Origin of the sequence: Nocardioides humilatus, assembly GCF_008373755.1 — a bacterium.
Lineage (GTDB): Bacteria > Actinomycetota > Actinomycetes > Propionibacteriales > Nocardioidaceae > Nocardioides > Nocardioides humilatus.
Map to the genome: position 1 here is coordinate 451,150 of NZ_VUJV01000003.1, position 24,844 is coordinate 475,993.

Consider the following 24,844-nt stretch of genomic DNA (forward strand, 5'->3'; position numbering starts at 1 on the left):
AGGCCGAAGCGAGGGACCCCGGGGATCCCTCGCGTGTCAGCCTCGGGTCACAACTGGCGGCCCGCGAAAGCGGCAAGGGCGCCGTAGACGCCGCCGTCAGCGGGCGCCTCGACCTCGGGCGCGAAGACGTCGCCGCGTCGGTCCGGGGTGAGGCTCGCCTGCATGAATCCGTGCCCGAGCTGGGCTACCTCGGGGTCGAGCCGATCGAGGGGGAAGTCGAGCGCGACGGCCAGGTCCCAGGCATGCACGGCCAGCTCGGCGACCTGCCACTCGGCCGGCACGGGCGGCTCCTCGGACAGCTCGTGCCACGCGTGGATCAGGTCGTCGGCGTGCACCCGGAAGACGCCACCCCAACCCTCGTCGATCTCGGCCACGGCAGAGAAATCCGGCTGCTCGCCGCGCATCATGGCGAGGAAGTTGGCCGGCGCCTGCACGAGATGGCCCGCCAACGCAGCGACGTCCCAGTCGGAGCAGGGTGTAGGTCGCTCGAGGATCCCGGCGTGGACGTGGTCGAGCACGTCACCCGCCTGGTCGAGCGCGTGTGCGAGCACGCGGACGGCATCGGTCGATCCGGTCAGCCCCGAGGAACTCGCCATAGCCTCACGGTAACCCGTTGCCCCCGAGACATTCAGGGCAAGACGTGCACCATCGTGCGTGCGCGGGCCGGGCGGACCGGGCCGTCGCCGGCGTAGCGGACCCGGATCCGACGGTCACCCGCGGCGAGGTCCTTCACCACGACCTTGGCTCGGCCGCCCGTCATCGCGACGGTCACCACCTTCGTGCCCACCTTGACCGTCACGTCGCCGTCGACGGAGGCACCCGGCGCGGTCGCCCGGATCCAGACGACGGCCTTGTGCGAACGGCCCGACGTGCCCAGCGTGAGGGTCGGCTTGGTGGTCACCATGCCCGCGACCGGGACGGTCTCGACGAGGTCGGCGTAGTTGCGCCGCGTCCGCACGACCTGGACATACATGGTGGCGCCGAGGTCGTCGCCCGTCAGCGTGTACGTCGGCGTGGTGGCTCCGTCGACCGGCGTGCCGTCGCGCAGCCACTGGTAGGCGACGGCGGCATCGGCGGGCGTGACCGGGGCGGCGGTGACCGTCAGCACCTGGCCGACGCGGGTCCGGCCGGCGACCGTCGACGGCGCGCTCTGCGCGATCTGGCCGATCACGACCGGGCCGATCGGCTCCGAGCGCTCCGGGTCGTTCTTGTAGCCCGGTGCGCGAGCGTGGGTGGCCGCCACGATCGACTTGCCGACGAGGTCGCGGGTCACGGTGAGGTCGGGACCGTTCGCGCCCTCGATCAGCTCTCCGTCGGCGAGCCACCGGTAGAGGATGTCGTCGGACGCGGGCGACCAGGTCGCGGGCGTCGCCGACAGCACCTCGTCGACCATCGCCTCGCCGCTGACCGTCGGCGGCGTCAGCATCGTGAACTCGCCGCGAGCGACCGGAGCCGTCGGAGCGGTCGTCACCAAGGCCGGCGAGTAGCCGGGTCGGGTCGCGGTCAACGTGACCGTGATGGCCGCGCCCTTCTGGTCGACCGTGGGGGTGAACGTGTTGGATGTCGCCCCGTCGATCGGAGTGCCGTCGGCGTACCACTGACGGGTGATGGTCAGGTGCCGGCTGGGCTCCCAGCCTCCGCGGGAGACCGCAAGCTCCACGCCGACCTGCGGGGCGCCACTGATGACCGGCACCTCGGTGTTCTGGACGGCCTTGTCGACGAAGTGGACGAAGCCGCTCGGCCACCGCCCGCTGTCGCGGGTGATGGTGCGCCAGTGGAAGTCACCGCTCCACGAGTCCTCGCTGATGACGATCTCATCGGCGGAGATGACCCGCTCGACGTAAGCGACGTGACCGCTGGAGCCGATGCCGTGGTAGTAGCGGTCCCACCACGCGACCGCGCCCACGCTGGGCCGGTCGTCGGTGACGTCGGCCATCGCGTAGCCCCAGTTGTAGGCCATCCCGCTGCCGTCCCAGGGACGATCGGTGGACATGCCGGCCTGGATCATCCGGTAGGCGGCGTAGTTGGTGCAGTTGTGACCGCTGTACATGCGCCAGTACATCTGGTCGTTGACCGCGCCGTAGCCGGCGTCGGAGTAGCCGGCATTGCGACAACCCGTGTAACCGGTGCAGAGGTAGGTGGTGCCGGAGGTCTGCTCGGTGACGGCGTCCTCGGACGGGGTCAGCACTCCGCCGACCATCAGAAGGGTCGCCACGAGCGTGCTCGTGAGCAGCGCGGTTCCCCCGCGCCAGAGCTGTCGTCCTCGGCGCATGGCGACAACTTTGAGTCACAGGTGCCCCATGACGCAACAAAAACCACGAAAAACCCACCTATCACGGGCGTGTCGCGCTTGACTTTCGAAAGTTACACCGTTGTGGTTTGCGACTTTCATCACGGCGATGTCTGACAATCTGGGGCGCGGTGCAAAGATGCGGAGCATGCCCGGAACCAACCTCACGCGCGACGAGGCCACCGCCCGTGCCGCGCTGATCGACGTCACGTCGTACACCGTCGAGCTCGACCTCACCCAGGCTGAGACTGACGGCATCCAGACCTTCGGATCCACCTCCACGATCGCGTTCACCTGTGGTGAACCCGGCGCCGAGACCTGGGTCGACCTCGTGGACGCGACCGTCCACGAGATCACCCTCAACGGCGCCCCGATCGACGTGTCGGCCTACGTCGACAGCCGGATCCCGCTCACCGGTCTGCAGGCCGACAACACCCTCGTGGTGCGTGCCGACTGCACCTACTCGCACACCGGCGAGGGCCTCCACCACTTCGTCGACCCCGCCGACGGCAAGGTCTACCTCTACTCGCAGTTCGAGGTTCCCGACGCACGCCGCGTCTTCGCCTGCTTCGAGCAGCCCGACCTCAAGTCGGTCTTCAACTTCGTCGTCACCGCTCCGGCGCACTGGAAGGTCGTGTCCAACGCCCCGACGCCCGCGCCGGTCGCCAGCACCGACGACCGCTTCGCGGTGTGGACGTTCCCCACCACCAAGCGGATGTCCACCTACATCACCGCGGTCGTCGCCGGTGAGTACTACGAGGTCCACGACACCTACGAGGGTGCGTTCGGCGTCATCCCGATGGGCCACTACTCGCGCCAGTCCCTCCAGGCCGAGCTCGACCGCGACCGCGAGGAGCTCGTGCTTCTCACCCAGCAGGGTTTCGAGTTCTTCGAGGAGGCCTTCGGCTTCCCCTACCCGTTCGAGAAGTACGACCAGCTCTACGTGCCCGAATACAACATGGGCGCGATGGAGAACGCCGGCTGCGTGACGCTGCGCGACGAATACATCCCGCGCTCGCGCCAGCCGCGCTCGTTCTACGAGTTCCGCGCCTCGGTGATCCTCCACGAGATGGCCCACATGTGGTTCGGCAACCTCGTGACGATGCGCTGGTGGGACGACCTCTGGCTCAACGAGTCGTTCGCTGAGTGGGCCTGCTACCACGCCGAGGCCGAGGCGACCTCCTACACCGACGCCTGGACCGGCTTCGCCAACATGCGCAAGCAGCGCGGCTACCGCGCCGACCAGTTGCCCAGCACCCACCCGATCGCCACCGACATGGTCGACCTCCACGCGGTCGAGGTGAACTTCGACATGATCACCTACGCCAAGGGCGCGGCGGTGCTCAAGCAGCTGGTGGCCTGGGTCGGGCTCGAGCCCTTCCTGTCGGGCCTGCGGGAGTACTTCCGCGACCACGCCTACGGCAACACCGAGTTCGTCGACCTGCTCGACGCTCTCGAGAAGGCCTCCGGACGCGAGCTCAGCGGCTGGGCCAAGGAGTGGCTGCAGACCGCCGGCGTCAACACGATCAGCCCGACCTTCGAGCTCGACGCGGCCGGCAACTACGCCTCGTTCGCCGTCCGCCAGACCGCTATCGACGAGCAGCCGACCCTGCGCCGCCACCGCATCGGCATCGGCTCCTACAACCTGCAGGCCGACGGCTCGCTGGTCCGCACCGACGCGGTCGAGGTCGACATCGTCGGCGGCCTGACGGAGATCCCCGAGCTGGTCGGCAAGGCGCAGCCCGACCTGCTGCTGCTCAACGACGGCGACCTCACCTTCGCGAAGGTGCGCCTCGACGAGCGGTCCCTGGAGACCGCGAAAGCCTCCGTCGGCGCGTGCGGCGACTCCCTGACGCGCGCGCTCATCTGGAGCGCCGCATGGGACATGACCCGCGACGCCGAGCTGGCCGCGACCGACTTCGTCGAGCTGGTCCTCGGCAACATCGGCTCCGAGACCGACTCATGGGGTCTCACCGCCTTCCCGGCGTTCGCCTCACAGGCCGTCACGCAATATGCGGCGCCGGCCCACAAGGCCGCGCTCCGCGCCCGTTGGGAGCAGGGTCTGCGCGACCTCCTCGCCGCTGCTGAGCCCGGCACCGACCACCAGCTGACCTTCGTGCGCGCCTACGCCGGTGCCGCCCACTCCGCCGGCGCCATCGCCGAGCTCGAGGCGCTCCTCGACGGCTCGCTGACCTTCGAGGGGCTCAGCGTCGACCAGGACCTGCGCTGGACGCTGCTCAACAACCTGGCCCGGGTCGGCCGTGCCGACGACGCCCGGATCGACGGCGAGCTCGCCCACGACAACACGATCGCGGGCAAGGAGCACGCCGAGGCGGCCCGGGCCGCGATGCCGACCGCCGAGGCCAAGGCCCGCGCCTGGGAGCAGGCGATGGTCGACGGCTCGGTGCCCAACGAGACCGCCAAGCAGGTCGTGGTGTCCTTCAACCGCGACGGTCAGCAGGAACTGCTGGCGCCGTACGTCGACCGCTACCTCGCCGACGCCCCGCTGGCCTGGGACCGGCTCGGCGCCCACCGCGCGGCCGTCTCGCTGGAATACATCTTCCCGCGCATCCTCGCCTCGGACGAGGCGCTGGCACGGGTCGACGCGTGGCTGGCCGACGAGTCCGCCGGCGTCAACCCCGGCGCCCTGCGCTTCGTCACCGAGGGCCGCGCCGACATGGCACGAGCCCTCGCGGCTCAGGCCAAGGACGCCGCTCGCGACTGATGTGAGCGGGGCGGTCAGGCCCGCGCGTGTTCGGCGAGCAGCCGGATGCCGCGGGTCAGACCGCCGGCGAGGTCACCCTCGCCGAAGGAACGCGTCATCTCCTCGACGGCCAACGCCGCCTCGGTGTCGGTGAGGTGGCGACGGATCTCGCCGCCGGTGACGACCTCGACCACCCGCATCGTGGGGTCGACCATCACCAGGATGCTGCGCGAGGGCAGCACGAGCGTGTTGTGGAGGCTCGTCGCGAACGTGTGCGGGTCGTGACCCTCGATCGGACCGACGAAGACCGAGATCTCGGCCCGGCACTCCTGCTCGGCCGCACGGATGGTGGCGTCGAGCGCGGCCTGCTCGGCGCTGGTGAGTGAACCTGCGGGCATCTCGGACTACCAGGTGCCGCCGGCGCCGCCGGCTTTCGAGTCGTCGCCGTCGGGCGCAGCGAGCTCGCCGCCCGACTTGCGCGGACCGCCGAGCCACTGGCTCTCAGGCAGCTGCTCACCCGGCTTGACCGACTCGCCCCGGGCGAGCGCCGGCGCGTAGACCAGCGCGAACAAGACGACGAAGACGAGCACGGGGATGCCGCCGAGGAGCAGGATCATGTGGACGAAGTCGATCGACTCCTCCTGAGGCCAGCCCTCCGGCGTGTCGGCCGAGGCGGGCCCGGCGGTGGCGAGGATGGCGGCCACGGCAAGTCCCGCGGGCGCAGCGGCGGCGATCAGGCGTCGTACGGCAGTGCTGGTCACGGGGCGCAGGATATCGGCTCCGGTCCCCCGACGGACAGGCACGCCTGTGTGAACGAGACGAGGGTCTTTGCCACACTCGGGGGATGGTTCCTCTCCCCCTGGCTGCTGACCCCTGTGCCGACGGCGAGCAGGTCTGCGACCTCGTCTTCGACTGGACCGGCGACAGCAGGTTCGCGGACTGGGCCGGGGTGCTGATCGGCACCCCCCTGGCCATCCTCGGCCTGGTCCTCTTCGGCCTCGCCATCCGGTGGCTGTTGCACCGCGTCGTCGACCGGATCTCGGTGCGTGCCGAGCGCGGCGTGATGCCCGAGCGGCTCGACGCCCTCGCCCGCGCCCGCCGCGCGCAGCGGGCCGGGACCATGGCCGGGATCTTCAACAGCATCGTCACGGTGGTCGTGATCGCGGTCGTCGGCACGATGATCCTCAGCGAGGTCGGGGTCAACATCGCCCCGATCATCGCCAGCGCGGGCATCATCGGCATCGCGCTCGGCTTCGGCGCCCAGTCGCTCGTGAAGGACTTCCTCGCGGGCATCTTCATCTTCATGGAGGACCAGTACGGCGTCGGCGACGTCGTCGACCTCGGCGAGGCCGTCGGCTCGGTCGAGGCGGTCACGTTGCGCATGACCCGGCTGCGCGACGTCAACGGCACGGTCTGGTACGTCCCCAACGGCGAGATCATGCGCGTCGGCAACCAGAGCCAGAACTGGTCGCGCGCCGTCCTCGATGTCAGCGTCGCCTACGGCGAGGACCTCACGAAGGTGCAGCGCGTGCTGCGCGAGGTCGCGCACGACATGTGGGAGGACGAGGACTACAAGGGCATCATCATCGAGGAGCCCGAGGTCACCGGCGTGGAGAGCCTCGCAGCCGACGCGGTCACCGTGCGAGTCATGATTAAGACCGCTCCCCTGGAGCAGTGGGCCGTCGCCCGCGAGCTGCGGATGCGGATCAAGTCCCGCTTCGACCACGAGGGGTTCGAGGTCCCGTTCGCCCAGCGGGTCGTGTGGCACCGCGAGGACACCCGTGGCGGCAAGGCCCCCGCCGTGGCCTCCGAGGGCGACGAGGAATGATGGTTCCGTGACCGAGCCGTCTGGAGCCCAGACCTACTACGAGGAGATCGGCGGCTTCGAGACCTTCCGGCGCATCGTCGCGAAGTTCTACGAGGGCGTTGCCGGCGACGAGGTGCTGCGCCCCCTCTACCCCGAGGAGGACCTCGGCCCCGCCGAGGAGCGCTTCTTGCTCTTCCTGGTGCAGTACTGGGGCGGTCCGTCGACCTACTCCGAGCAGCGCGGTCACCCGCGGCTCCGGATGCGGCACGCGCCCTTCCCGGTCGATGAGCGGGCGCGCGACCACTGGCTCCAGCACTTCCGTACGGCGCTCGACTCGGTCAGCCTCACCCCGGAGCAGGACCAGCAGTTCTGGGCCTACGTGACCCACGCGGCCACGTTCATGATCAACACCCCCGGCTGACCAGCCGCTGGCCACCCACTGACCACCGGGCCGAGTGGTCCAGACCACTTCGACGATTTCTCGCGGTCGTGTAACACCTGACCCTGCTCGCGACAGGTAAGGGTGCAAGACGAGTTCGAGCGAAAGACGAAGTGATGCCCAGGTCCACCCCACCGCTCCGGGTCGCCCCACCGACCCTCGAGCCGGGACCTGTGCTGCTTCACCAGTTGGCGGAGCTGAGCATGCGCTCGACCCCCGCCGCTCGGACCGCTCGTCGCGCAGGCGCGCGTGCGTTGGCCGGCACGGTCACCGCCGCCGTCATCGGAGGTACGACGTGGGTGGCTGGCGCCGCTGTACCCGGACCCGGTCTCGGGGCTGGTCCAGCAGAGCGGTCCACCCACACTCCGAGCAGCGTGGCGGGCCCCGGAGGAGGTTTCGTCGGCACCCCATCGTCCGACGCCCTCGCCTCCGCGCCTGGTAGCCCCTGGTCCCCGGGGCTACCAGGCACAGGCCCTTCGGTCCTGGCCGCGACCGAGTCAGAGGTCGAGCCGCCGGGTCTGCCGGAACCGCCGGGTCAGTCCGGGGACCGGCGGGCCAAGCGCGCTCACCCCGGCAACCCGCACCAGGAGGGTCGCCACGACAACGGCCTCCACCGCGGCGCCGACAAGGGCCAGAAGCGCGGCCACGACCCCGAGCACCACGCGTCGCACCACGGCAGGTCGGACGGCCACGCCAACGGCCACGGCAAGTCGAAGGGCCACGGCAAGTCCCACGGCAACGGGCACGGCAAGTCGAAGGGCCACGGCAAGTCGCACGGCACGTCGCACGGAACCCGCCACCACTGAGCACCCTGACCCCTGCACAATGTGAGCGGTGAGGTCCGACGACGACCTGGTCGCCGCGGCCAAGAGCGGCGATCCCGAGGCCTGGCGTGCGCTCTACCGAGCCCACGCCGGGCGACTGCTGCTGTGGCTGGAGACCCGGGCGTCCGGGCTCGACGAGACCCCTGAGGACCTCGCCGCCGAGTCGTGGCTCGTCGCCGCCCACAAGATCGCCGACTTCCACGGCGACTCCTCGGAGTTCGCCGGCTGGCTCTTCGGCATCGCGCGCAACCACGCCGCCAATGCACGGCGCCGCAGCGGACGCCGCCAAGCAGCAGCCGCCGCGTTGCCGACCGACGACCGGACGGCCCCGGGCCCCGAGTCGGTCTTCGCCGGCGCGGAGTGGGTGCGGGAGGCGCTGGCGTCCCTCCCGGCCCGGGAGCGCGACGTGATCACCTGCATGGAGGTGCTCGAGCTCGACGCGGCGGCGACGGCCGAAGCGCTCGGGATCAGCGCGGTCGCCGTACGAGTGGCTCGCCACCGCGGCCTGAAGCGGCTGCGCGGTCAGGAACCGCCGAGCGCCGCGACGAGTGCCTCGCGGTAGTCCATCGGCGGCTCGGCGGCACGGCCGGTCTCGGGGTCGAAGAAGACGAGGACCACCTTCGCTCGCGCCAACGCGCGCTCGCCGTCACCGATCTCGGCCTCGATCACGACCGAGGTCCGGCCGACCTGGGCGATCTGCGACCAGCAGTCGTAGGGCTCGGCACGGAGCAGGATCGGGGCGAGGTAGTCGACGTCGACCTGGGCGAGCACGATCTGCAGCGACTCGCTGCCGGGGAGCCCGCGCCCGAGCTCGCTGAACATCCGGACCCGAGCCTCCTGGAAGTACTCGAAGTAGACGACGTTGTTGACGTGGCGGTAGACGTCGACATCGCTGAAGCGCACCTGGACCGGGTAGTGGCTGGCTCGGTCGCGATCGATGACGACGGGCGCTGGACGCTCTCGGGGAACAGGCTCCAGGTAGGCCTCGAGGACGGTGCGCTCCTCCGGCTTCAGCCGGCGCGGGCTCTCGATGTCGAAGCGGTACGGCGCCAGCACGGTGCTCGCCACCGCATAGACGACCCGGACCCCGGCCTCGTCCTCGTGGAAGACCTCGTAGGCGAGGGTGAAGGAGCCCGCACGCAGCTCGGTCACCCAGCACTCGATGAGCACCGGCTGGTCGCTGAAGAGCAGCGGCGCCCGGTAGGTCACCTCGTGACGACCCACGATGATCGCGTCGGCCAGCGCCGCGGTGGCGTCGTCGTCGCCGGCGGTCTCGGGCCAGCGGTGCGCCCTGAGCAGGTCGACCCGCGCCTCCTGGAGATAGTCGACGTAGCGCACGTTGTTGACGTGACCGAGCAGGTCGAGGTCGGCCCAGCGGATCGGGCACACGTAGCGGTGGCGCACGTCCAGCATCGTTCCACGGCCGACCACTGCAACAGGTTCCAGTCCCTCCCTACTACTCTGGGCTGGTTCAGCCGTCACTCATCGAGGAGTCCCCATGCCCGAGGCCGTCATCGTTTCTGCTGCCCGCACCCCCATCGGCCGGGCCAACAAGGGTTCGCTCAAGGACTTCCGTCCCGACGACCTGACGGCGTTGATCGCCAACGCCGCGCTGGCGAAGATCCCGGCGCTCGACCCCACCACGATCGACGACTTCTACCTCGGCTGTGGTCTCCCCGGCGGCGAGGCCGGCAACAACATGGCCCGCATCGTCACCTCGCTGATGGGCTACGAGATCCCCGGCGCCACGATCACCCGCTACTGCTCCTCCTCCGTCCAGACCTCGCGGATGGCCTTCCACGCGATCAAGGCCGGCGAGGGCGACGTCTTCATCTCCGCCGGTGTCGAGACGGTGAGCCGCTACCAGTTCGGTACGTCGGACCACATCCCCAACACCAAGAACCCGCTCTTCGCCGACGCGCAGGCGCGCACCGAGGACTACGCCAAGGGCGGCCAGGACTGGCACGACCCGCGTGAGGACGGCCTGCTCCCCGACATCTACATCGCCATGGGCCAGACGGCCGAGAATGTCGCCCGCATGCGCGGCCTGAGCCGCCAGGAGCTCGACGAGTTCGGTGTCCGGTCGCAGAACCTGGCCGAGAAGGCGATCGCCGACGGCTTCTGGGAGCGCGAGATCACGCCGGTCACGCTCGCCGACGGCACTGTCGTCACCAAGGACGACGGTCCGCGCGCGGGCGTCACCTACGAGGCCGCCGCGGCGCTCGACCCGGTCTTCCGCCCCGACGGTGTCGTCACCGCGGCCAACTGCTGCCCGCTCAACGACGGTGCTGCCGCCGTCGTGATCATGTCCGACACCAAGGCCGCCGAGCTGGGCCTCACCCCGCTTGCGCGCATCGTGTCGACCGGCGTCAGCGGCCTCTCCCCCGAGATCATGGGCCTCGGCCCGGTCGAGGCGACCAAGAACGCGCTGCGCTACGCCGGCATGAGCATCGGTGACATCGACCTCGTCGAGATCAACGAGGCGTTCGCCGCCCAGGTCGTGCCCTCCTACCAGGAGCTCGGCATCGACCTCGACCGCCTCAACGTCAACGGCGGCGCCATCGCGGTCGGCCACCCGTTCGGCATGACCGGTGCTCGCCTCCAGAACACGATGCTCAACTCGCTCGACTGGCACGACAAGTCGACCGGCCTCATCACCATGTGCGTCGGTGGCGGCCAGGGTATGGCGATGATCCTCGAGCGGATGAGCTGACCCAGCTCTTCGACCCAGCGCTTCACCACTTCGCCCGCCTCGGTCACCCCTAGACTGCCCAGGTGACCGAGGCGGACCACGAGGCGACGCGGGAGGCGTGGAAGAAGCGCGCACCCCGGTGGCTCGACGACCGTCAGCAGCAGGCGTGGCGCGCACTCGTGCTCGGCACGACGCTGCTCTTCGACCGGCTCGACGACGACCTCCGCCAGCAGCACGACCTCTCCCTCGTCGACTACGAGATCCTCGTCCGGCTCTCCGAGTCGGGAGGCGAGCTGCGGATGGCCCAGCTCGCTGACTCCCTGGCCCACAGCCGCAGCCGGGTGACCCACACGGTCAAGCGGATGGAGGCCGACGGCCTGGTCTCGCGCTGCTCGGCGTCCGACGACGGCCGCGGCGTGATCTGCCGGATGACCGAGCGCGGTGACCTGATCCTGCGCAACGTCGCCCCCACCCACGTGGCCGGCGTGCGCGACTACCTCGTCGACCTGGTCGACGACGCCGACTTCGCCGCCCTCGGGCGCGTCATGGACGCGGTCAGCGACCGGCTGATCGTCGACCACCCCGGCCGAGAGATGCGCGACGGGCGGTAAGCGAACGCTAAGCGGCCGCCACCAAGGTGGTGGTCATGAAGCAGACCGCCCCGCACTCGACCTCCTCCCGCACCCGCATCGCCACCGCGACGCTCGGCCTGCTGTCCACCGTCGGCGGCCTGGCGACACCTCTTCTCGCGCCGTCGGCGGCTGACGCCGCGGTCACGTGCCACAAGTACGTCGCGACGAGCGGATCTGACTCCAACCCGGGGACGAAGGCGGCGCCGTACCGCTCGCTCGGCGTGCTCTCCCTCAACCTCCAGCCCGGACAGGTCGGATGCCTCGTCGCCGGCCAGGTCTACAAGGCGCTCGGCGACGGCAACGGGATCATCAAGGGCAGCGGTACGGCGGGCTCGCCGATCGTCATCACGGCCGAGGGCCCGGGCACGACGTTGCAGGGTCAGATCGAGGTGCGCGACACCGCGCACGACGTCGACCTCACCGACCTGGACTTCGTCGGCTACCCGGGCAAGAAGGGTGCCGGGATCCTGATCCTCCGCGGCGACCGCGTGCGGCTGCTGCACAACGAGGTGTCCAACCCGTGGGGCAACTGCATCATCGGCGGCTTCCGCGACCAGCTCGACCAGTCGCCCGCCGTGCGCGCCGACGACCTGCAGATCCGGTTCAACGAGATCCACGACTGCGGCACCTCACCGGGGATCACCTACGGCACCGGGGACCAGGGCGAGTCCGGGGCTCACGGCATCTACCTCAACCACACCGCCAACGCGCTGATCGACGAGAACATCATCCGGGACAACAAGTACCGCGGCCTCCAGCTGTGGCCGAGCAACGACGGCGCGCAGATCCACCACAACCTCTTCGCCCGCAACGCGACCCACCTCAACATCGGCAGCTCGCTCTCGTGCACGGGCGCGTGCCGTTCCAAGGCCAGTGTCGTGACCGGCACGCTCAAGTCCGAGAACACCGACGTCCGCGACAACATCTTCATCGAGCGGGTGACCGACTGGCGTCCAGAGCAGAACCCCTCACAGGTCTACGGCTTCTTCCCGGCCGGGTCCCCCACCTACGGCAACGACATCCACCACAACTGCTTCGCTCCCGGCGACCCGGCCCTCACGGGCGACGGTTACGCGGCGCACGACAACCAGACGGTCAACCCGACCTTCGCAGGCGTTCGGCTCACGCCGGGCAGCGCCTGCATCGGCAAGGGGCCGGCTGCGATTCAGCCGGACGGTGGCCACGGGGACCCGGTCTTCCGAGTGGACGCGACCGTGACCAACCCTGCTGGGATCACCCGGGGAGCAGGCGTGGTCAACACGACCGGCGCCGACCAGACCGTGGCGAGCATCGTCGCTCCCGGACGCACGGTGAGCTACCGCGTGTCGGTCACCAACGCCGGCAACACGGTGGACAACTGGTCGTTCGCCGATCAGATCACCACCACGACGGGCTTCCGCTGGAACTGGTACCTCGCCGGCCGGGACGTGACGTCCCTGGTCCACTCGGGCAACCTGCTGCAGTCGGGGGTCGCGGCCGGCGCAACGGTCGACCTCGTCCTCAAGGTGACCGTCACCGAGGCGGCCTCGGGGACGGCGGTCTGGGCCCTGCACGGCGTGCACAACCCGCTCCAGGACAAGATCCGCGACGTCGTCCGGATCCGGGTGACCCGTCGCTGATCAGGTCTCCCCTGCGGGAGAGCCTCAGTCGCGGGTGAGGCGGCGGTGCGTGACCCGGTGCGGGCGTGCCGCCTCGGCGCCGAGGCGCTCGATCTTGTTCTCCTCGTAGGACGCGAAGTTGCCCTCGAACCAGAACCACTTGGCCTCGTCCTCGTCGTCGCCCTCCCACGCGAGGATGTGGGTCGCGACGCGGTCGAGGAACCACCGGTCGTGGGAGGTGACCACGGCGCAGCCGGGGAAGTCGAGCAGGGCGTCCTCGAGGGAGGACAGCGTCTCCACGTCGAGGTCGTTGGTCGGCTCGTCGAGGATCAGCAGGTTGCCGCCCATCTTGAGCGTCAGCGCCAGGTTGAGCCGGTTGCGCTCACCACCGGAGAGGACGCCGGCCTTCTTCTGCTGGTCGGGACCCTTGAAGCCGAAGGAGGCGACGTAGGCGCGCGAGTTCATCTCGAAGTTGGCGACCTTGATGAAGTCGAGGCCGTCGGAGACGACCTCCCAGACGTTCTTCTGCGGGTCGATGCCGCCACGGCTCTGGTCGACGTAGGAGATCTTGACCGTCTGCCCGACGTTGACTGCCCCGGCGTCGGGCGCCTCCTGCTCGGTGATCATCCGGAACAGCGTGGTCTTGCCGACGCCGTTGGGACCGATGATGCCGACGATGCCGGCGCGCGGGAGGGTGAAGGACACGTCGTTCCAGAGCGTGCGGCCCTCGAAGCCCTTGGTGAGGCCCTTGACGTCGAGCACCACGTCACCGAGCCGCGGGCCCGGCGGGATGTTGATCTCGGAGGTGTCGATCTTGCGGGCCTTCTCGGCCTCAGCCGCGAGCTCCTCGTAGCGGGCCAGACGCGACTTGCTCTTCGTCTGCCGCGCCTTGGCGTTGGAGCGGACCCACTCGAGCTCCTTCTCCAGCATCTTGGCGCGCTTCGCGTCCTTGGCGCCCTCGATCTTGAGGCGGTCCTTCTTGGTCTCCAGGTAGGTGGAGTAGTTGCCCTCGTAGCCGTGGATGCTGCCGCGGTCGATCTCGGCGATCCACTCGGCGACGTTGTCGAGGAAGTAGCGGTCGTGGGTGATCGCCAAGACGGCGCCCGGGTAGGACTTCAGGTGGCCCTCGAGCCACTGGACCGACTCGGCGTCGAGGTGGTTGGTGGGCTCGTCGAGAAGCAGCAGGTCGGGCTGCAGCAGGAGCAGCTTGCAGAGCGCGACCCGGCGACGCTCACCTCCGGAGAGGTTGTCGACCAGCGCGTCCGACGGCGGGCAGCGCAGTGCGTCCATGGCCTGCTCGAGCCGGCTGTCGACGTCCCAGGCCCCGATGTTGTCGAGGTAGGTCTGCAGGTCGCCGGTCTCGGCCATGAGGGCGTCCTGGTCGGCGTCGGGGTCGCCCATCTCCATGTAGGCGTCCTCGAGGCGCTTCATCTTCGACTTGATGTCGTGGACGGCCTCCTCGACGTTCTCCAGGACCGTCTTGCCCTCGGTCAGCGGCGGCTCCTGCTGGAGCATGCCGACCGTCGCGTCGGGGTCGAGGATCGCGTCGCCGTTGTTGGGCTTGTCGAGGCCCGCCATGATCTTGAGCAGCGAGGACTTACCCGCGCCGTTGGGTCCGACGACGCCGATCTTGGCGCCGTGCAGGAACGACAGCGTCACGTTGTCGAGGACAACCTTGTCGCCGTGAGCCTTACGGACGTTGCGCAGGGTGTAGACATACTCAGCCACGTTGGCTGAGCCTACGGCCCGGCCCGGGCCGGGACCGGCTCGGGGTCGCCTCGCCGGTCCCGAGCGCCACCCGTCGGGCTCAGGCGGCGCCGGCCACGGCGGGCTGCGTGTCCTCGCTCGTCTCCCACGGGTCGACGACCGCCACCCCATGCTGGTCCCGCTGGGCGTCGTCCTGCCCACCGTCGCGGCGGGCGTTGCCGACCGTCTTACTGAACGAGGTGACGCCTCGCGTCAGGTCGTGGCCGACCACGACCGCGTCGATCTCGAGCGCGGTCGCCTCCACTCCGTTGCGATCGAAGGTGCGCGCGGTGAGCCGCCCATGGACGATGACGGCGTCACCGACGCGGAGCGAGCGCTTGCAGTGCTCACCGAGGACGCGCCAGGCGCTCACGCCGTACCACTGCGTCGCTCCGTCGACCCACTCCTGCCGGGTCCGGTTGAAGCGTCGGGGCGTGCAGCCGACGCGGAAGTTGGCCACGCTCGTGCCCGCGACCTCGCGCAGCTGGGGCTCGCTACCGATCCAGCCCTGGATGGTCACCATCGTGTCGTTGATCATGTCTGTCCTCCGGTATCCCCGGTCGCCCTCGCGACCGGACACGACGGAGTTCACGCGAGGACCCCGACAACCAGCCGGGACCGGCGATCCGCCTGTGGAGGAGCGAGGCCGCGCCGCCGCCCTGTGGACGGTGGGTGGCCTCGGACCGGCTACTGCTGCGCCTGGGCGAGGCCCGCGCGGAACGCGGAGTAGGACGCCAGCACTCGATTGACCGGGACGACCACCTGCTGCCCGACCACCCGCGTCACGACCTCACGCAGCTCGGCATCGGCATCGTCGCCACGGCGGCGCGCCGCTCCACCGACCAACGGTCGGAAGACGAGCCACAGCAGCAGTCCCAACGCCAGCCCGGCGCCGAGGACGATCGCCGCCAGCGGGACGCCCGACACCTCGGGAGCGTCGTCGACCGTGCCCTGCACGACGAGGAAGACCCACCAGCCGCCGCCGGCGAGGGCCGCCAGGAAGAGGAGCCACTGGAGGAGGCGCACCACGCCCACCCAACCCGGTACCCGGTCGGCTCGGAGGTCGACAGCAGACAGGCCGCGGTCCAGGGCGTCGTCGGTCTCCTCGAGCCGCGCGGTGGCGGCGTCGCGGACGGCCGACGCCCACGGTGCTGCAAGGCCCTGCGCCGTCTCGTCGGCCAGGGCGCGGATGCCGTTGTCGACCGATGCGCGCTGTACGGCGACGGCCTGCGGGGATCCCTGGTGGTAGCCGGAGAGCAGGTCGTCGGACCGTCGACGGCCCAGGCCCGCGACGACGGCGAAGGGCGGCCAGGCGATCGCACGTGCGGCCCGGGTGCGGACGGTGCGCTCGACGGCGGCCGCGATGGTCGGCACACCGGCCGCCTCGGCGACGCGCTCCTCGAGAGTCTGCGCCTGCGCGGTGCCGAGCTCGCGGGCGGCTGCGTCGCCGCCGGCCCGCTCGAGACGTCCGACAGCGGCGGTGACGTCGGCCTCGACCCGCACCGTCGTGCTGCGCTTCTGCTCGACGCGGGAGGCGACCTCCTGCCGCAGCTCCTCGACACCGATTCCGTGCCGGGCGCTCAGCGGGATCACCTTCACAGCCGACAGGCCGTCGGCCGCCAGCAACCGCTTGAGGTCGTCGACCATCCCCTGCCGCTTCTCGGGCGCGATGGTGTCGATGTGGTTGAGGACGACCAGCATCACCCCGGCGTGGGTGTTGTAGGGCGCCAGGTAGCGATCGTGGAGGGCTGCGTCGGCGTACTTCTGCGGGTCGACGACCCAGATCAGGAGGTCGGCGAGCTCGACGAGCCGGTCGACCTCGAGGTGGTGGGACACCTCGGTCGAGTCGTGGTCGGGCAGGTCCATGAGGACGACGCCTTCGAGCGCCTTGTCGTCGCGCTTGGTGTCGAGCATCGAGTCGCGCATCGTCTGGTGACGCGGCGGGATGCCGAGCCAGTCGAGCACCTCCGCAGCGCCCTCGCTCCCCCACACGCAGGCGGTGGCCCACGACGTGGTCGGACGGCGGACGCCGGTCGAGGAAAGCTCCAGCCCGGTCAGCGCGTTGAACGTCGAGGACTTGCCCGAACCCGTGGCTCCGGCGATCGCCACGACGGTGTGGTGCGCCGACAGCCGCAGCCGCCCGGTCGCCCGCTCGACCGTCGCGATGGTCTCGTCGAGCAGCGTCTCATCGAGGCGCCCGCGAGCCGCCGCGACCGCCTTCTCGAGTCCCTGAAGCCGCGCGCCGATCGCGGTGCCTCGGGTGGCGATGTCACGCAGCTCGCGTGCGTCACCATCCGTCTGGGTCACAGATGTCCTCCGGGGGATTTGGGCGTCGTCGCGGCGTAGCGGAGGTCGTCGACCCGCCGCGCAGCCGCGCGCAGCTGCTCGCCGGCGTCGGACGAGAGCTGCCACTGGTCAGCCGGTGCAACGTAACGGTTGCGCTCGCCGGCGAGCAAAGTTTCGATCCGCTGCTCGAGGGATGCGCGAGCCTTGTGGCGGAGCAGCCCGGCCGTGCCGGGGCCGAGGACCGTCTCGAGGAGCCGGACACCCAGCCGGAGCGACTCCGAGGCCGCGGCCGGTGGCTGCTCGCCGCCGAGGACCACCACCGCGAGGGCGACCGCGAGGCCGCGCACGCCGACCGCGAGGAAGCGGGCCGAGGCGCGGGCGTCGCCACTCTCGCTACGCACCAGCTCCTGGAGCTCGCCCTGCCAGGCCTGGATCTCGGCGACGGCGCGGCGGCGCAGGTCGCGGGTCGCCCGCGAGAGGTCCTCGTTGGCCGCCTCGACCAGCTGGGCGCCGTACGTCGTCGACCGCCAGGCCACCGCAGCCCGGGCGGCGGCGGTCTCGCCGTGCTCGACGATCAGGGTCTCGAGACCGGTCTCGACCGCGACAGCGACCCGCTCGGCCTGCTGCGGCTTGCCCTTGATCGCGTTGACCAGTCGTTCGCGCACGAAGCCGACCCGCGCCTCCAGCGACTGGATCAGCTCGCCGCTGCCGACGAACTCCTGCCAGCGGGTGAGCAGGTCGCCGCGCATGAGGGTGCCGTCGGTGACGGCGGTGGTGAGGTGCTTGGTGACGATGTCGTACTGCCGCTCGACCAGGGTCGACAGGTCTCCGATGGCGATCAGCTGCTCGTCAGCGGCATCGGCGAGCTGGTAGAGGCGCCGAGTCAGGATGCGGATCGAGCCGCCGACGGTCTGCTGGACGATCGCGTTGCGTGCGATCTTGTCGGCGGCGAGGGCCTCGAGCCACGACCGGATCTCCGCGACGTGAGCCGTCGGGAGCAGGCCCTCGTCGGTGACCTGTCCCTCGGGGACGGCGAAGAGAGGCGAGTCCTTGAGGCCGCGCGAGGCCATCATCCGTGCGAGGTGGCCCGACACGGTCTCGACCGCCTCGTCGGGCGTGCGGTCGAGCACCAGTGCCACCGAGGTCGAGCGCTCGGCGGCCATCTTGAGGTATTCCCACGGCACCTGGTCGCTGTAGCGCGCGGCCGACGTGACGAAGAGCCACAGGTCGGCAGCCGCGAGCAGCTGACCGGCGAGGATCCGGTTGCGCTCCTCGACCGAGTCGACGTCGGGCGCGTCGAGGATGGCGATGCCCTGGGGCACCGCCTCGGTCGCGACGAGCTGGATGCAGTCGTGGTCGTTGGTGGGGTGGGTGACGCGACGCAGGTCCGGCAGCAACCGGTCCTGGCCGAACCACTGCGCGTCGTCGGGATGGTGGGCGAGGACAGGCGACCGGGTCGTGGGCCGGAGCACGCCAGGAGCGGTGACCCGGTGACCGACGACCGTGTTGACGAGCGTCGACTTGCCGGCACCGGTCGAGCCGCCGACAACGGTGAGCAACGGTGCGTCCAGCGACATGAGTCGCGGGATGACGTAGTCCTCGAGCTGGTCGATGACCTGCTGCCGGTGCTCGCGCAGCCCTGCCACGCCGGGCAGGTCGAGCGGCAGAGCGGCCGTCTGCAGGGCGCCCCGCAGCCGCACGAGAGCGGTCAGCATGCGGCTGCCGGTCATCTCGTCGCGCTCGTTGTCCCTGGGGGACGTGCTCATCGTTGGGGTACCACCTGTCCGGGGAAGGCGAATCCGGGACGGTTCGCCTGGATGCGCTCCAAGAAGTCCTGACCGCGGGCCTGCCAGTCCTTCGGCGCGGTGCCGCGCAGCAGTCGGTGATGCAGGAACCCGAGCTCGATGGCGGCCTGTTGATAGTCCCGCATCGCCTTCGCGGCCTGCTCACCGCCCTGGGTGCGGGCGTGACGACGCGCCACTCCCCTCGCCCGGAGGTCGACCAGCCAGCCGATGTCGGTCGCCGGGATGAGCCCGCGCGACGCGGCGTCGTCGAGGGCCGCCGTGAGCATCTGGCGCTCCCGGCTGCGGGCCCAGACGGCCAGGCAGATCATGCCGACGAAGGCGGGGACCATGAGGACGAGGTAGGCGAGGGCGAAGCTGCCGAAGCCGAACACCGTCGAGGTGTTCCACGCCGCGTGCGCGGCGACCGCGCAGAGGTAGCCGCCGATCGGGGCGAGCACCTGGACGGCCCGGTTGCGCGACCCGACCGCGATGCCGAGACCGATGCCCGTGAAAGCCGTGAAGAGGGGGTGGGCGAACGGGCTGAACACGCAGCGCAGGACGAAGAGCGTCGTCACTCCCGCCACGCCCCCGGGCCCCGTGCCGTCGGTGCCGCCGTAGGCCGCGGCGAGATAGAGGATGTTCTCGGTGAAGGCGAAGCCGACCCCGACCAGGCCGGCGTAGACGAGGCCATCGAGGACACCGTCGAGCTCAGCGCGACGCCACCAGAGCAGCAGCAGGAGGAAGGCGCCCTTGCTGGCCTCCTCGGTCACCGGCGCGACGACCGCGAGCGAGGTCGTGTCGGTGATGCCGACGACGAAGCCGCCGATCCCCTGCACGACCAGCGCTGCGATGGTCGCGACGAAGGCGCCCCACAGCAGCGCGTAGGCGAGCAGCAGCTTCGGCTCGGGCTCGTAGCGGTCGAGCCAGAGGTAGACGGCCACCACGGGGCCGACCGGGAGGGCGGCCAGGCCGGTCGCGAGGACCATGATCGTGGGGGCACCGGACAGCGCCAGGATCACCAGCATCAGGAGCGCGCCGACAGCCACCGCCACGGTCACCAAGACCGTGAAGGCAACGCTGTCGCGGCGGGCTCCGGGCATGTGCTCCAGCCTATCGGGGCGGTGCCTTGCGGCCGATCGCGCGTTCGCCAGGAGAAGTTACAGTGGATCGCGTGAACGACGCGCAGAAGGAGCCGAAGACCGAGAGCCACGACCCGAGCGTCCCGGAGGCCTACGCGGCCTTCATGCGCACCGGGTGGGACGAGCGTGAGCTGGAGGTCGCGCAACATCCGATCTCGTCTCCCGCCTCCGCCCGGAGGGCGCGCCTGGCGGCCACCTTCCCCGGCGAGCGCCTGGTCCTGCCGGCGGGCACCTTCAAGGTCCGTTCCAACGACACCGACTACCGCTTCCGGTCCGACACCGCGCACACCTACTTCTCGGGCAACCAGACCTCCGACGCCGTACTCGTCGTGGAGCCCGACGGTTCCTCGGTGCTCTACGCGCGACCCGGTTCGGGTCGCGACAGCGATGAGTTCTTCCGCGACCGGCAGTACGGCGCCCTGTGGGTCGGCCGCCGCGCTTCCCTCGGCGAGATCGAGGCCTCTCTCGGGCTGCCGGTGCGCCACCTCGACGAGCTCGCCGACGCGTTGTCGGTCTCGACCAAGACCCGCGTGCACCGCGGCGTCTCCGCCGAGGTCGACAAGCTCGTCGCTCCCGACGAGACGCTCGACACCGACCTCGCGCGCGTCGTCTCCGAGATGCGGCTCATCAAGGACGAGTGGGAGCTCGGCGAGCTCCAGACCGCGTGCGACATCACGACGCTCGGGTTCGAGGACTCCGTGCGCGAGTGGGATCGGGTGCTGGAGTTCGGCGAGCGCTGGCTTGAGGGCACCTTCTTCCGCCGCGCGCGAGCCATGGGCAACGACATCGGCTACGACTCGATCGTCGCCGGCGGCGCCCACGCCACCACGCTGCACTGGATCGAGAACACCGGCCGCATCGTCCCCGGCGAGCTCGCCCTCCTCGACATGGGCGTCGAGGGCCACAACCTCTACACCGCCGACGTCACCCGCACGATCCCGGTCAACGGCACCTACTCCCCGCTGCAGCGCGACCTCTACACACTCGTGCTCCGCGCTCAGGACGCCGGCATCGCCGCACTACGACCCGGGCAGCCGTTCCTCGCCGGCCACGACGCCGCCATGGAGATCCTGGCCCACGGCCTCGCCGACCTCGGCCTGCTCCCCGTCTCCGCGGAGGAGGCGCTCGACCCCGAGTCGAAGGTCTATGCCCGCTGGACCCTCCACGGCACCAGCCACATGCTCGGCATGGACGTCCACGACTGCGGCCGCGCCGCCCCCGAGTCCTACCGCGACGGCATCCTCGCCGAGGGCATGGTCCTGACCGTCGAGCCCGGCCTCTACTTCCAGGAGGACGACCTGCTCGTCCCCGAGGAGCTCCGAGGCATCGGCATCCGGATCGAGGACGACGTCGTCGTCACCGCCGACGGCGTCCGCAACCTGTCGGCGGCCCTCCCCCGCGAGGCCGACGCCGTCGAGGAGTGGATGGCCCGCCTGCGCGGGTGAACCCGTCCCCGGATGGAATACTCGTCCGCGTCCAGCCCCCGTGGCGCAACTGGATAGCGCAGTCAGCTTCTACCTGACGGGTTGCGGGTTCGAGTCCTGCCGGGGGCGCTCAACGACGCGCCGACCCGGCGCGCCTCCGATGATCAACCGGCGTGCCGGGTGAAGATGGCACTGGCCCCGGGGAGTATGAGCCCCCGGGGCCCAAAGCATTTTTGAGAGCCGGTTACGACCCGGCGTAGGCGTCGATCTCGCCGAGCACCCGGGTCTTCACGTCGTCGGGCGCCCAGGAAGCCCGTACGGCGGCCCGCGCCAGATCGGCCACGCCCGACTCGTCGAGACCGAGCAGATCGGCGGCGATGGCGTACTCGTTGTTCAGGGTCGTCCCGAACATCGGCGGGTCGTCGGAGTTGATCGTGACGATCACCCCGGCCTCGACGAACTTAGGCAGCGGGTGCTCCGCGAGGGAGGCGACGGCGCGGGTGGCGACGTTGGAGGAGGGGCAAACCTCGAGTGGGATGCCCTCAGCTGCAAGGTGGGCGAGCAGGGCCGGGTCCTCCGCAGCGGAGGTGCCGTGGCCGATGCGCTCGGCGCCGAGGTCGCGCAACGAAGTCCAGATCGTCTCGGGACCGGTCGTCTCCCCCGCGTGCGGCACGGAGTGCAGGCCTGCGGCGCGGGCGCGGTCGAAGACGTCCTTGAACTGCGACCGGTCCACACCGACCTCGGGGCCGCCGAGGCCGAAGGCGATCAGGCCTTCGGGCGCGTGGTCGAGCGCGAAGCGCACCGTCTCCTCCGCGGCCGGCAGTCCGGACTCGCCGGGGATGTCGTAGATCCAACGCAGCACCAGCCCGAAGTCGCGCTCGACGGCGAGCCGGGCGTCCTCGATGGCCTCGGTGTAGGCCTCGATCGCCATCCCGCGGTCGGGGTCGTGCGGAAGGACCGAGGTGTAGGGCGTGCAGGTCAGCTCGGCGTACCTCAACGACTGCGCCTCGGCCATTTCGCGCCCGATCTCGTAGGTCAGGTAGCGGATGTCCTCGGGCGTGCGGACCAGGTCGACCACCGCCAGGTAGACCTGGATGAAGTGCGCGAAGTCGCGGAACTCGAAGAACTTCCGCAACTCGCCGAGGTCGCTCGGCACGGCGCCGGGGTGACGCGCCGCCAGCTCGCTCACGATCCGCGGCGACGCGGACCCGACGTGGTGGACGTGGAGCTCGGCCTTCGGGAGGCCGGCGATGAATCCGTCGCGGATGCTCATGACACCTTCTCCAGCAACTGGTCGGCCATGTCGTCGACCGACGAGAACCCGGTCATCTCCTCGCCGTCGAGGAGGACGGTCGGCGTCGAGTGCACGTTGGCGTCCTCGGCAGCCTTGGTCGCCCCGGTGACCCAGTCCTCCATCGACAGGTTCTCGATGCCGTCGCGGACGTCGGACTCCTTCGCGCCGGCCTCGACCGCGAGGTCGACCAGGTCGTCGTCGCTCGGGAACGGCCCGGTCTCGTCGGGCTGGTTCTCGTAGAGCAGATCGTGCATCTTCTTCGCGACCTCGGGACCCGAAGCGTCGAGCACGACAGCGAAGGCGTTGGCTGCGCGGATCGGGTAGTCGCCGACGTTGCCGCTCAACAGGTCGAAGGGCCGGTAGTCGACGAAGACCTTGCCGTCGTCGGCGAGCGCAGCAAGCTCCTCGTGCGTCTTCTTCTCCAGCTCACCGCAGAACGGGCAGACGAAGTCCTCGTAGATGATCACCTCGTGCGGAGCATCCGCGTCGCCGATGGTGACGCCGTAGTCGCTCTTGCCGGCGGCCGGCGCGGAGACGTCCTTCTTGCTCAGGATCGTGACGACGATCGCGCCCGCGATGATGACGACGAACAGCAGGGCGACGCCGCCGATCATCAGCATCCGGCGGCGCTTCTCAGCGCGCTCCTGCTCGCGCCGCAGCTCGGCGGCCTTGGCCGCGCGGGTCGCGACCTTCTCGGTGGGCGAGGACTTCGAGGACATTCAGCTTCCTTGGGTGATCGGCTTCAGGGGTCGGAAGAGCAGGTTGTCGATCGCGAGGCGGGTGCGACGACACAGGACGAGGTAGCCGGAGGCGGCGAGAAGGGCGACGTCGCGCGCGATCTCCCAGGGGTACGACGACGAGGCGCCCGGCTTCGCACCGCCTCCGCCGAAGCAGCCGCAGCTGATCTCGATACCGCGCGCCCACACCGAGGCGATCCCGATGATGAACGCGACGAAGAGAAGGGCCGAGATCACGGCTGCGCCGCGGGTGAAGGCGCCGACGACCAGCGCCAGTCCGACGACCAGCTCGACCGCCGGGAGGCTGTAACCGACCGGCTCGACGAGCGAACCCGGCAGCAGCTCGTAGGCGCGCACGGCGGCGATGCTCGATGCCGGATCGGTGACCTTCAGCGCGCCGGCGACGATCCACACGCCTCCGGTGACCAGGCGCGCGAGGAGACCCACCCACGCGTGTGCCCTGCCCTCCATGCTGGCTGAGACTAGGCCACGCCCCTGAACCGACCCTGAGGAGAGATCAGAGCAGTCGGCGCGACGGCGTAGGGTGCCCCCGTGAACGAGCGACTGGTCTGGATCGACTGTGAGATGACCGGGCTCGACCTCGGTGCCGACGCGCTGATCGAGGTCGCCGCCCTGGTCACCGACTTCGACCTCAACGTGCTCGGTGACGGCGTCGACATCATCATCAAGCCGCCGGCCGAGGCCCTCGACCAGATGATCGACTTCGTCCGCAACATGCACGAGACCTCGGGCCTCCTCGAGGAGCTCGCCGGCGGCGTGACGCTCGCCGAGGCTGAGGAGCAGGTGATGGCCTACCTCGCCCAGCACTGCCCGCCCGACAGCCGTCCCCCGCTTGCGGGCAACTCGGTGGCGACCGACCGCGGCTTCCTCGCCCGCGACATGACGCAGCTCGACGCGTTCCTCCACTACCGGATCGTCGACGTCAGCTCGATCAAGGAGCTCTCCCGTCGGTGGTACCCCCGCGCCTACTTCGGCGCTCCCACCAAGCGGGGCAACCACCGCGCGCTCGCCGACATCCAGGAGAGCATCGAGGAGCTGCGCTACTACCGCGACACCGTCTTCGTGCCGCTTCCCGGCCCGGACACCGAGGCCGCGAAGGCCGCCGCTGAGCGGCACGGCGGGTCGATCACCGGGCTCGGACCGGCCAAGTAGCCCGAACAACGGATACCAATTCTGTAGTCAGGGCCAGGGGCCACTACACTCGTCCTCGGTCGAAAGGCCCATGGTGGGTATAGCTCAGCTGGTAGAGCGCCGCCTTGTGGTGGCGGATGTCGCGGGTTCAAGTCCCGTTACTCACCCCAAGCGCCCGTGAGGGCAAAGGAGCCTCTGACCTGGGAAACCAGGTCAGAGGCTCCTTGCATTTCAAGGGAGTGGCAGGCGCTCACTTCACTTCGCCCACCGCTCCTCCCACTGCTTCAGCGAGGGCG

At 70.1% G+C, this 24,844-nt stretch carries 23 protein-coding genes and 2 tRNA genes; 12 read left to right on the forward strand and 13 right to left on the reverse strand.

The genetic code is table 11. The features are described 5' to 3' along the window. Positions 1-47 precede the first annotated feature (47 nt). Both F0U44_RS09970 and F0U44_RS09975 read right to left on the reverse strand, forming a co-directional pair. The gene (locus F0U44_RS09970) at positions 48-596 is read right to left on the reverse strand and encodes a maleylpyruvate isomerase N-terminal domain-containing protein (RefSeq protein ID WP_149728146.1); all 549 of its coding nucleotides are present in this window, start codon (positions 594-596) and stop codon (positions 48-50) included. A 32-nt stretch (positions 597-628) separates the two neighbouring features. Beyond that, the gene (locus F0U44_RS09975) at positions 629-2,272 is read right to left on the reverse strand and encodes a CHAP domain-containing protein (protein WP_149728147.1); all 1,644 of its coding nucleotides are present in this window, start codon (positions 2,270-2,272) and stop codon (positions 629-631) included. A gap of 166 nt (positions 2,273-2,438) precedes the next feature. Between F0U44_RS09975 and pepN the strand changes: the two genes are divergently transcribed. Then, positions 2,439-5,015, forward strand: coding sequence for an aminopeptidase N (gene pepN / locus F0U44_RS09980; RefSeq protein ID WP_149728148.1), 2,577 nt, complete (start codon positions 2,439-2,441; stop codon positions 5,013-5,015). A 14-nt stretch (positions 5,016-5,029) separates the two neighbouring features. Here the strand turns inward: pepN and F0U44_RS09985 are convergent, their stop codons facing one another. Both F0U44_RS09985 and F0U44_RS09990 read right to left on the reverse strand, forming a co-directional pair. Beyond that, entirely contained in the window at positions 5,030-5,392 is a 363-nt protein-coding gene (locus F0U44_RS09985) for a DUF5130 family protein (protein ID WP_149728149.1), read from the reverse strand. A gap of 6 nt (positions 5,393-5,398) precedes the next feature. After that, complete coding sequence (locus F0U44_RS09990; RefSeq protein ID WP_149728150.1) at positions 5,399-5,755, reverse strand: hypothetical protein; 357 nt, start codon at positions 5,753-5,755, stop codon at positions 5,399-5,401. Positions 5,756-5,838: 83 nt separating this feature from the next. On the opposite strand from F0U44_RS09990, the gene F0U44_RS09995 reads away from it, so the two are divergent. From F0U44_RS09995 to F0U44_RS10010, 4 genes are all read left to right on the forward strand, one after another. Continuing rightward, positions 5,839-6,822 (forward strand): mechanosensitive ion channel family protein, encoded by a 984-nt coding sequence (locus F0U44_RS09995; protein ID WP_149728151.1) that lies wholly within the window; start codon positions 5,839-5,841, stop codon positions 6,820-6,822. A 7-nt stretch (positions 6,823-6,829) separates the two neighbouring features. After that, a complete protein-coding gene (locus tag F0U44_RS10000; protein WP_149728152.1) occupies positions 6,830-7,222 on the forward strand; it encodes a globin in 393 nt (130 codons plus the stop codon). A gap of 221 nt (positions 7,223-7,443) precedes the next feature. Beyond that, the gene (locus F0U44_RS10005) at positions 7,444-8,046 is read left to right on the forward strand and encodes a hypothetical protein (RefSeq protein WP_149728153.1); all 603 of its coding nucleotides are present in this window, start codon (positions 7,444-7,446) and stop codon (positions 8,044-8,046) included. A gap of 28 nt (positions 8,047-8,074) precedes the next feature. Beyond that, positions 8,075-8,626, forward strand: a complete 552-nt coding sequence (locus F0U44_RS10010; protein ID WP_149728154.1) for an RNA polymerase sigma factor — start codon at positions 8,075-8,077, stop codon at positions 8,624-8,626. Here the strand turns inward: F0U44_RS10010 and F0U44_RS10015 are convergent. Beyond that, positions 8,587-9,495, reverse strand: a complete 909-nt coding sequence (locus tag F0U44_RS10015) for an acyl-CoA thioesterase (protein ID WP_246160406.1) — start codon at positions 9,493-9,495, stop codon at positions 8,587-8,589. The genes F0U44_RS10010 and F0U44_RS10015 overlap by 40 nt on opposite strands. Before the next feature lie 67 nt (positions 9,496-9,562). Between F0U44_RS10015 and F0U44_RS10020 the strand changes: the two genes are divergently transcribed. The 3 genes from F0U44_RS10020 to F0U44_RS10030 all read left to right on the forward strand — a co-directional run bounded on the left by F0U44_RS10020 (position 9,563) and on the right by F0U44_RS10030 (position 13,007). Next, positions 9,563-10,777 carry an acetyl-CoA C-acetyltransferase gene (locus F0U44_RS10020; RefSeq protein WP_149728155.1) on the forward strand — a complete coding sequence of 405 codons (1,215 nt, stop codon included), beginning with the start codon at positions 9,563-9,565 and terminating at the stop codon, positions 10,775-10,777. 62 nt (positions 10,778-10,839) lie between these two features. Continuing rightward, a complete protein-coding gene (locus tag F0U44_RS10025; protein WP_149728156.1) occupies positions 10,840-11,367 on the forward strand; it encodes a MarR family winged helix-turn-helix transcriptional regulator in 528 nt (175 codons plus the stop codon). Positions 11,368-11,402: 35 nt separating this feature from the next. Beyond that, positions 11,403-13,007: a right-handed parallel beta-helix repeat-containing protein gene (locus F0U44_RS10030; protein ID WP_149728157.1), complete on the forward strand. Its 1,605-nt coding sequence runs from the start codon at positions 11,403-11,405 to the stop codon at positions 13,005-13,007. A gap of 24 nt (positions 13,008-13,031) precedes the next feature. On the opposite strand, the gene ettA is transcribed toward F0U44_RS10030, so the two are convergent. From ettA to F0U44_RS10055, 5 genes are all read right to left on the reverse strand, one after another. Next, the gene (gene ettA, locus F0U44_RS10035) at positions 13,032-14,714 is read right to left on the reverse strand and encodes an energy-dependent translational throttle protein EttA (RefSeq protein WP_149728158.1); all 1,683 of its coding nucleotides are present in this window, start codon (positions 14,712-14,714) and stop codon (positions 13,032-13,034) included. A 79-nt stretch (positions 14,715-14,793) separates the two neighbouring features. Further along, a complete protein-coding gene (locus F0U44_RS10040) occupies positions 14,794-15,324 on the reverse strand; it encodes a single-stranded DNA-binding protein (protein WP_149728159.1) in 531 nt (176 codons plus the stop codon). A 95-nt stretch (positions 15,325-15,419) separates the two neighbouring features. Continuing rightward, positions 15,420-17,039: a GTPase gene (locus F0U44_RS10045; protein ID WP_149728160.1), complete on the reverse strand. Its 1,620-nt coding sequence runs from the start codon at positions 17,037-17,039 to the stop codon at positions 15,420-15,422. Then, positions 17,036-18,784, reverse strand: coding sequence for a GTPase domain-containing protein (locus F0U44_RS10050; RefSeq protein WP_149728161.1), 1,749 nt, complete (start codon positions 18,782-18,784; stop codon positions 17,036-17,038). Before F0U44_RS10050 ends, F0U44_RS10045 begins: the two co-directional genes overlap by 4 nt. Continuing rightward, positions 18,781-19,902 (reverse strand): PrsW family intramembrane metalloprotease, encoded by a 1,122-nt coding sequence (locus tag F0U44_RS10055; RefSeq protein ID WP_149728162.1) that lies wholly within the window; start codon positions 19,900-19,902, stop codon positions 18,781-18,783. Before F0U44_RS10055 ends, F0U44_RS10050 begins: the two co-directional genes overlap by 4 nt. A 71-nt stretch (positions 19,903-19,973) precedes the next feature. Here F0U44_RS10055 and F0U44_RS10060 point away from each other — a divergent pair, with 71 nt between their 5' ends. After that, a complete protein-coding gene (locus F0U44_RS10060; protein WP_246160408.1) occupies positions 19,974-21,386 on the forward strand; it encodes an aminopeptidase P family protein in 1,413 nt (470 codons plus the stop codon). 34 nt (positions 21,387-21,420) lie between these two features. Beyond that, positions 21,421-21,494 (forward strand) — tRNA-Arg (locus tag F0U44_RS10065). A gap of 115 nt (positions 21,495-21,609) precedes the next feature. Here F0U44_RS10065 and F0U44_RS10070 read toward each other — a convergent pair. The 3 genes from F0U44_RS10070 to F0U44_RS10080 are packed head-to-tail and all read right to left on the reverse strand — an operon-like array spanning position 21,610 to position 23,867. Continuing rightward, on the reverse strand, positions 21,610-22,638 hold the full coding sequence (locus tag F0U44_RS10070; RefSeq protein WP_149728163.1) for an adenosine deaminase: 1,029 nt from the start codon (positions 22,636-22,638) through the stop codon (positions 21,610-21,612). Next, complete coding sequence (locus F0U44_RS10075; protein ID WP_149728164.1) at positions 22,635-23,378, reverse strand: DsbA family protein; 744 nt, start codon at positions 23,376-23,378, stop codon at positions 22,635-22,637. The genes F0U44_RS10070 and F0U44_RS10075 overlap by 4 nt, the downstream gene beginning before the upstream one ends. Beyond that, positions 23,379-23,867, reverse strand: coding sequence for a MauE/DoxX family redox-associated membrane protein (locus tag F0U44_RS10080; RefSeq protein ID WP_149728165.1), 489 nt, complete (start codon positions 23,865-23,867; stop codon positions 23,379-23,381). An 81-nt stretch (positions 23,868-23,948) separates the two neighbouring features. On the opposite strand from F0U44_RS10080, the gene orn reads away from it, so the two are divergent. Further along, positions 23,949-24,569 (forward strand): oligoribonuclease, encoded by a 621-nt coding sequence (orn, locus tag F0U44_RS10085; protein ID WP_149728166.1) that lies wholly within the window; start codon positions 23,949-23,951, stop codon positions 24,567-24,569. Between the two features lie 73 nt (positions 24,570-24,642). After that, positions 24,643-24,718: transfer RNA gene (locus F0U44_RS10090), tRNA-His, on the forward strand. Positions 24,719-24,844 lie beyond the last annotated feature (126 nt).

Excerpts from the sequence above, each read along its gene's own strand:
- F0U44_RS09970 (WP_149728146.1), bottom strand. The coding sequence starts at position 596 with ATGGCGAGTTCCTCGGGGCTGACCGGATCGACCGATGCCGTCCGCGTG.
- F0U44_RS09975 (WP_149728147.1), bottom strand. The coding sequence starts at position 2,272 with ATGCGCCGAGGACGACAGCTCTGGCGCGGGGGAACCGCGCTGCTCACG.
- pepN (WP_149728148.1), top strand. The coding sequence starts at position 2,439 with ATGCCCGGAACCAACCTCACGCGCGACGAGGCCACCGCCCGTGCCGCG.
- F0U44_RS09985 (WP_149728149.1), bottom strand. The coding sequence starts at position 5,392 with ATGCCCGCAGGTTCACTCACCAGCGCCGAGCAGGCCGCGCTCGACGCC.
- F0U44_RS09995 (WP_149728151.1), top strand. The coding sequence starts at position 5,839 with ATGGTTCCTCTCCCCCTGGCTGCTGACCCCTGTGCCGACGGCGAGCAG.
- F0U44_RS10005 (WP_149728153.1), top strand. The coding sequence starts at position 7,444 with ATGCGCTCGACCCCCGCCGCTCGGACCGCTCGTCGCGCAGGCGCGCGT.
- F0U44_RS10020 (WP_149728155.1), top strand. The coding sequence starts at position 9,563 with ATGCCCGAGGCCGTCATCGTTTCTGCTGCCCGCACCCCCATCGGCCGG.
- F0U44_RS10030 (WP_149728157.1), top strand. The coding sequence starts at position 11,403 with ATGAAGCAGACCGCCCCGCACTCGACCTCCTCCCGCACCCGCATCGCC.
- F0U44_RS10050 (WP_149728161.1), bottom strand. The coding sequence starts at position 18,784 with ATGAGCACGTCCCCCAGGGACAACGAGCGCGACGAGATGACCGGCAGC.
- F0U44_RS10055 (WP_149728162.1), bottom strand. The coding sequence starts at position 19,902 with ATGCCCGGAGCCCGCCGCGACAGCGTTGCCTTCACGGTCTTGGTGACC.
- F0U44_RS10070 (WP_149728163.1), bottom strand. The coding sequence starts at position 22,638 with ATGAGCATCCGCGACGGATTCATCGCCGGCCTCCCGAAGGCCGAGCTC.
- F0U44_RS10075 (WP_149728164.1), bottom strand. The coding sequence starts at position 23,378 with ATGTCCTCGAAGTCCTCGCCCACCGAGAAGGTCGCGACCCGCGCGGCC.
- F0U44_RS10080 (WP_149728165.1), bottom strand. The coding sequence starts at position 23,867 with ATGGAGGGCAGGGCACACGCGTGGGTGGGTCTCCTCGCGCGCCTGGTC.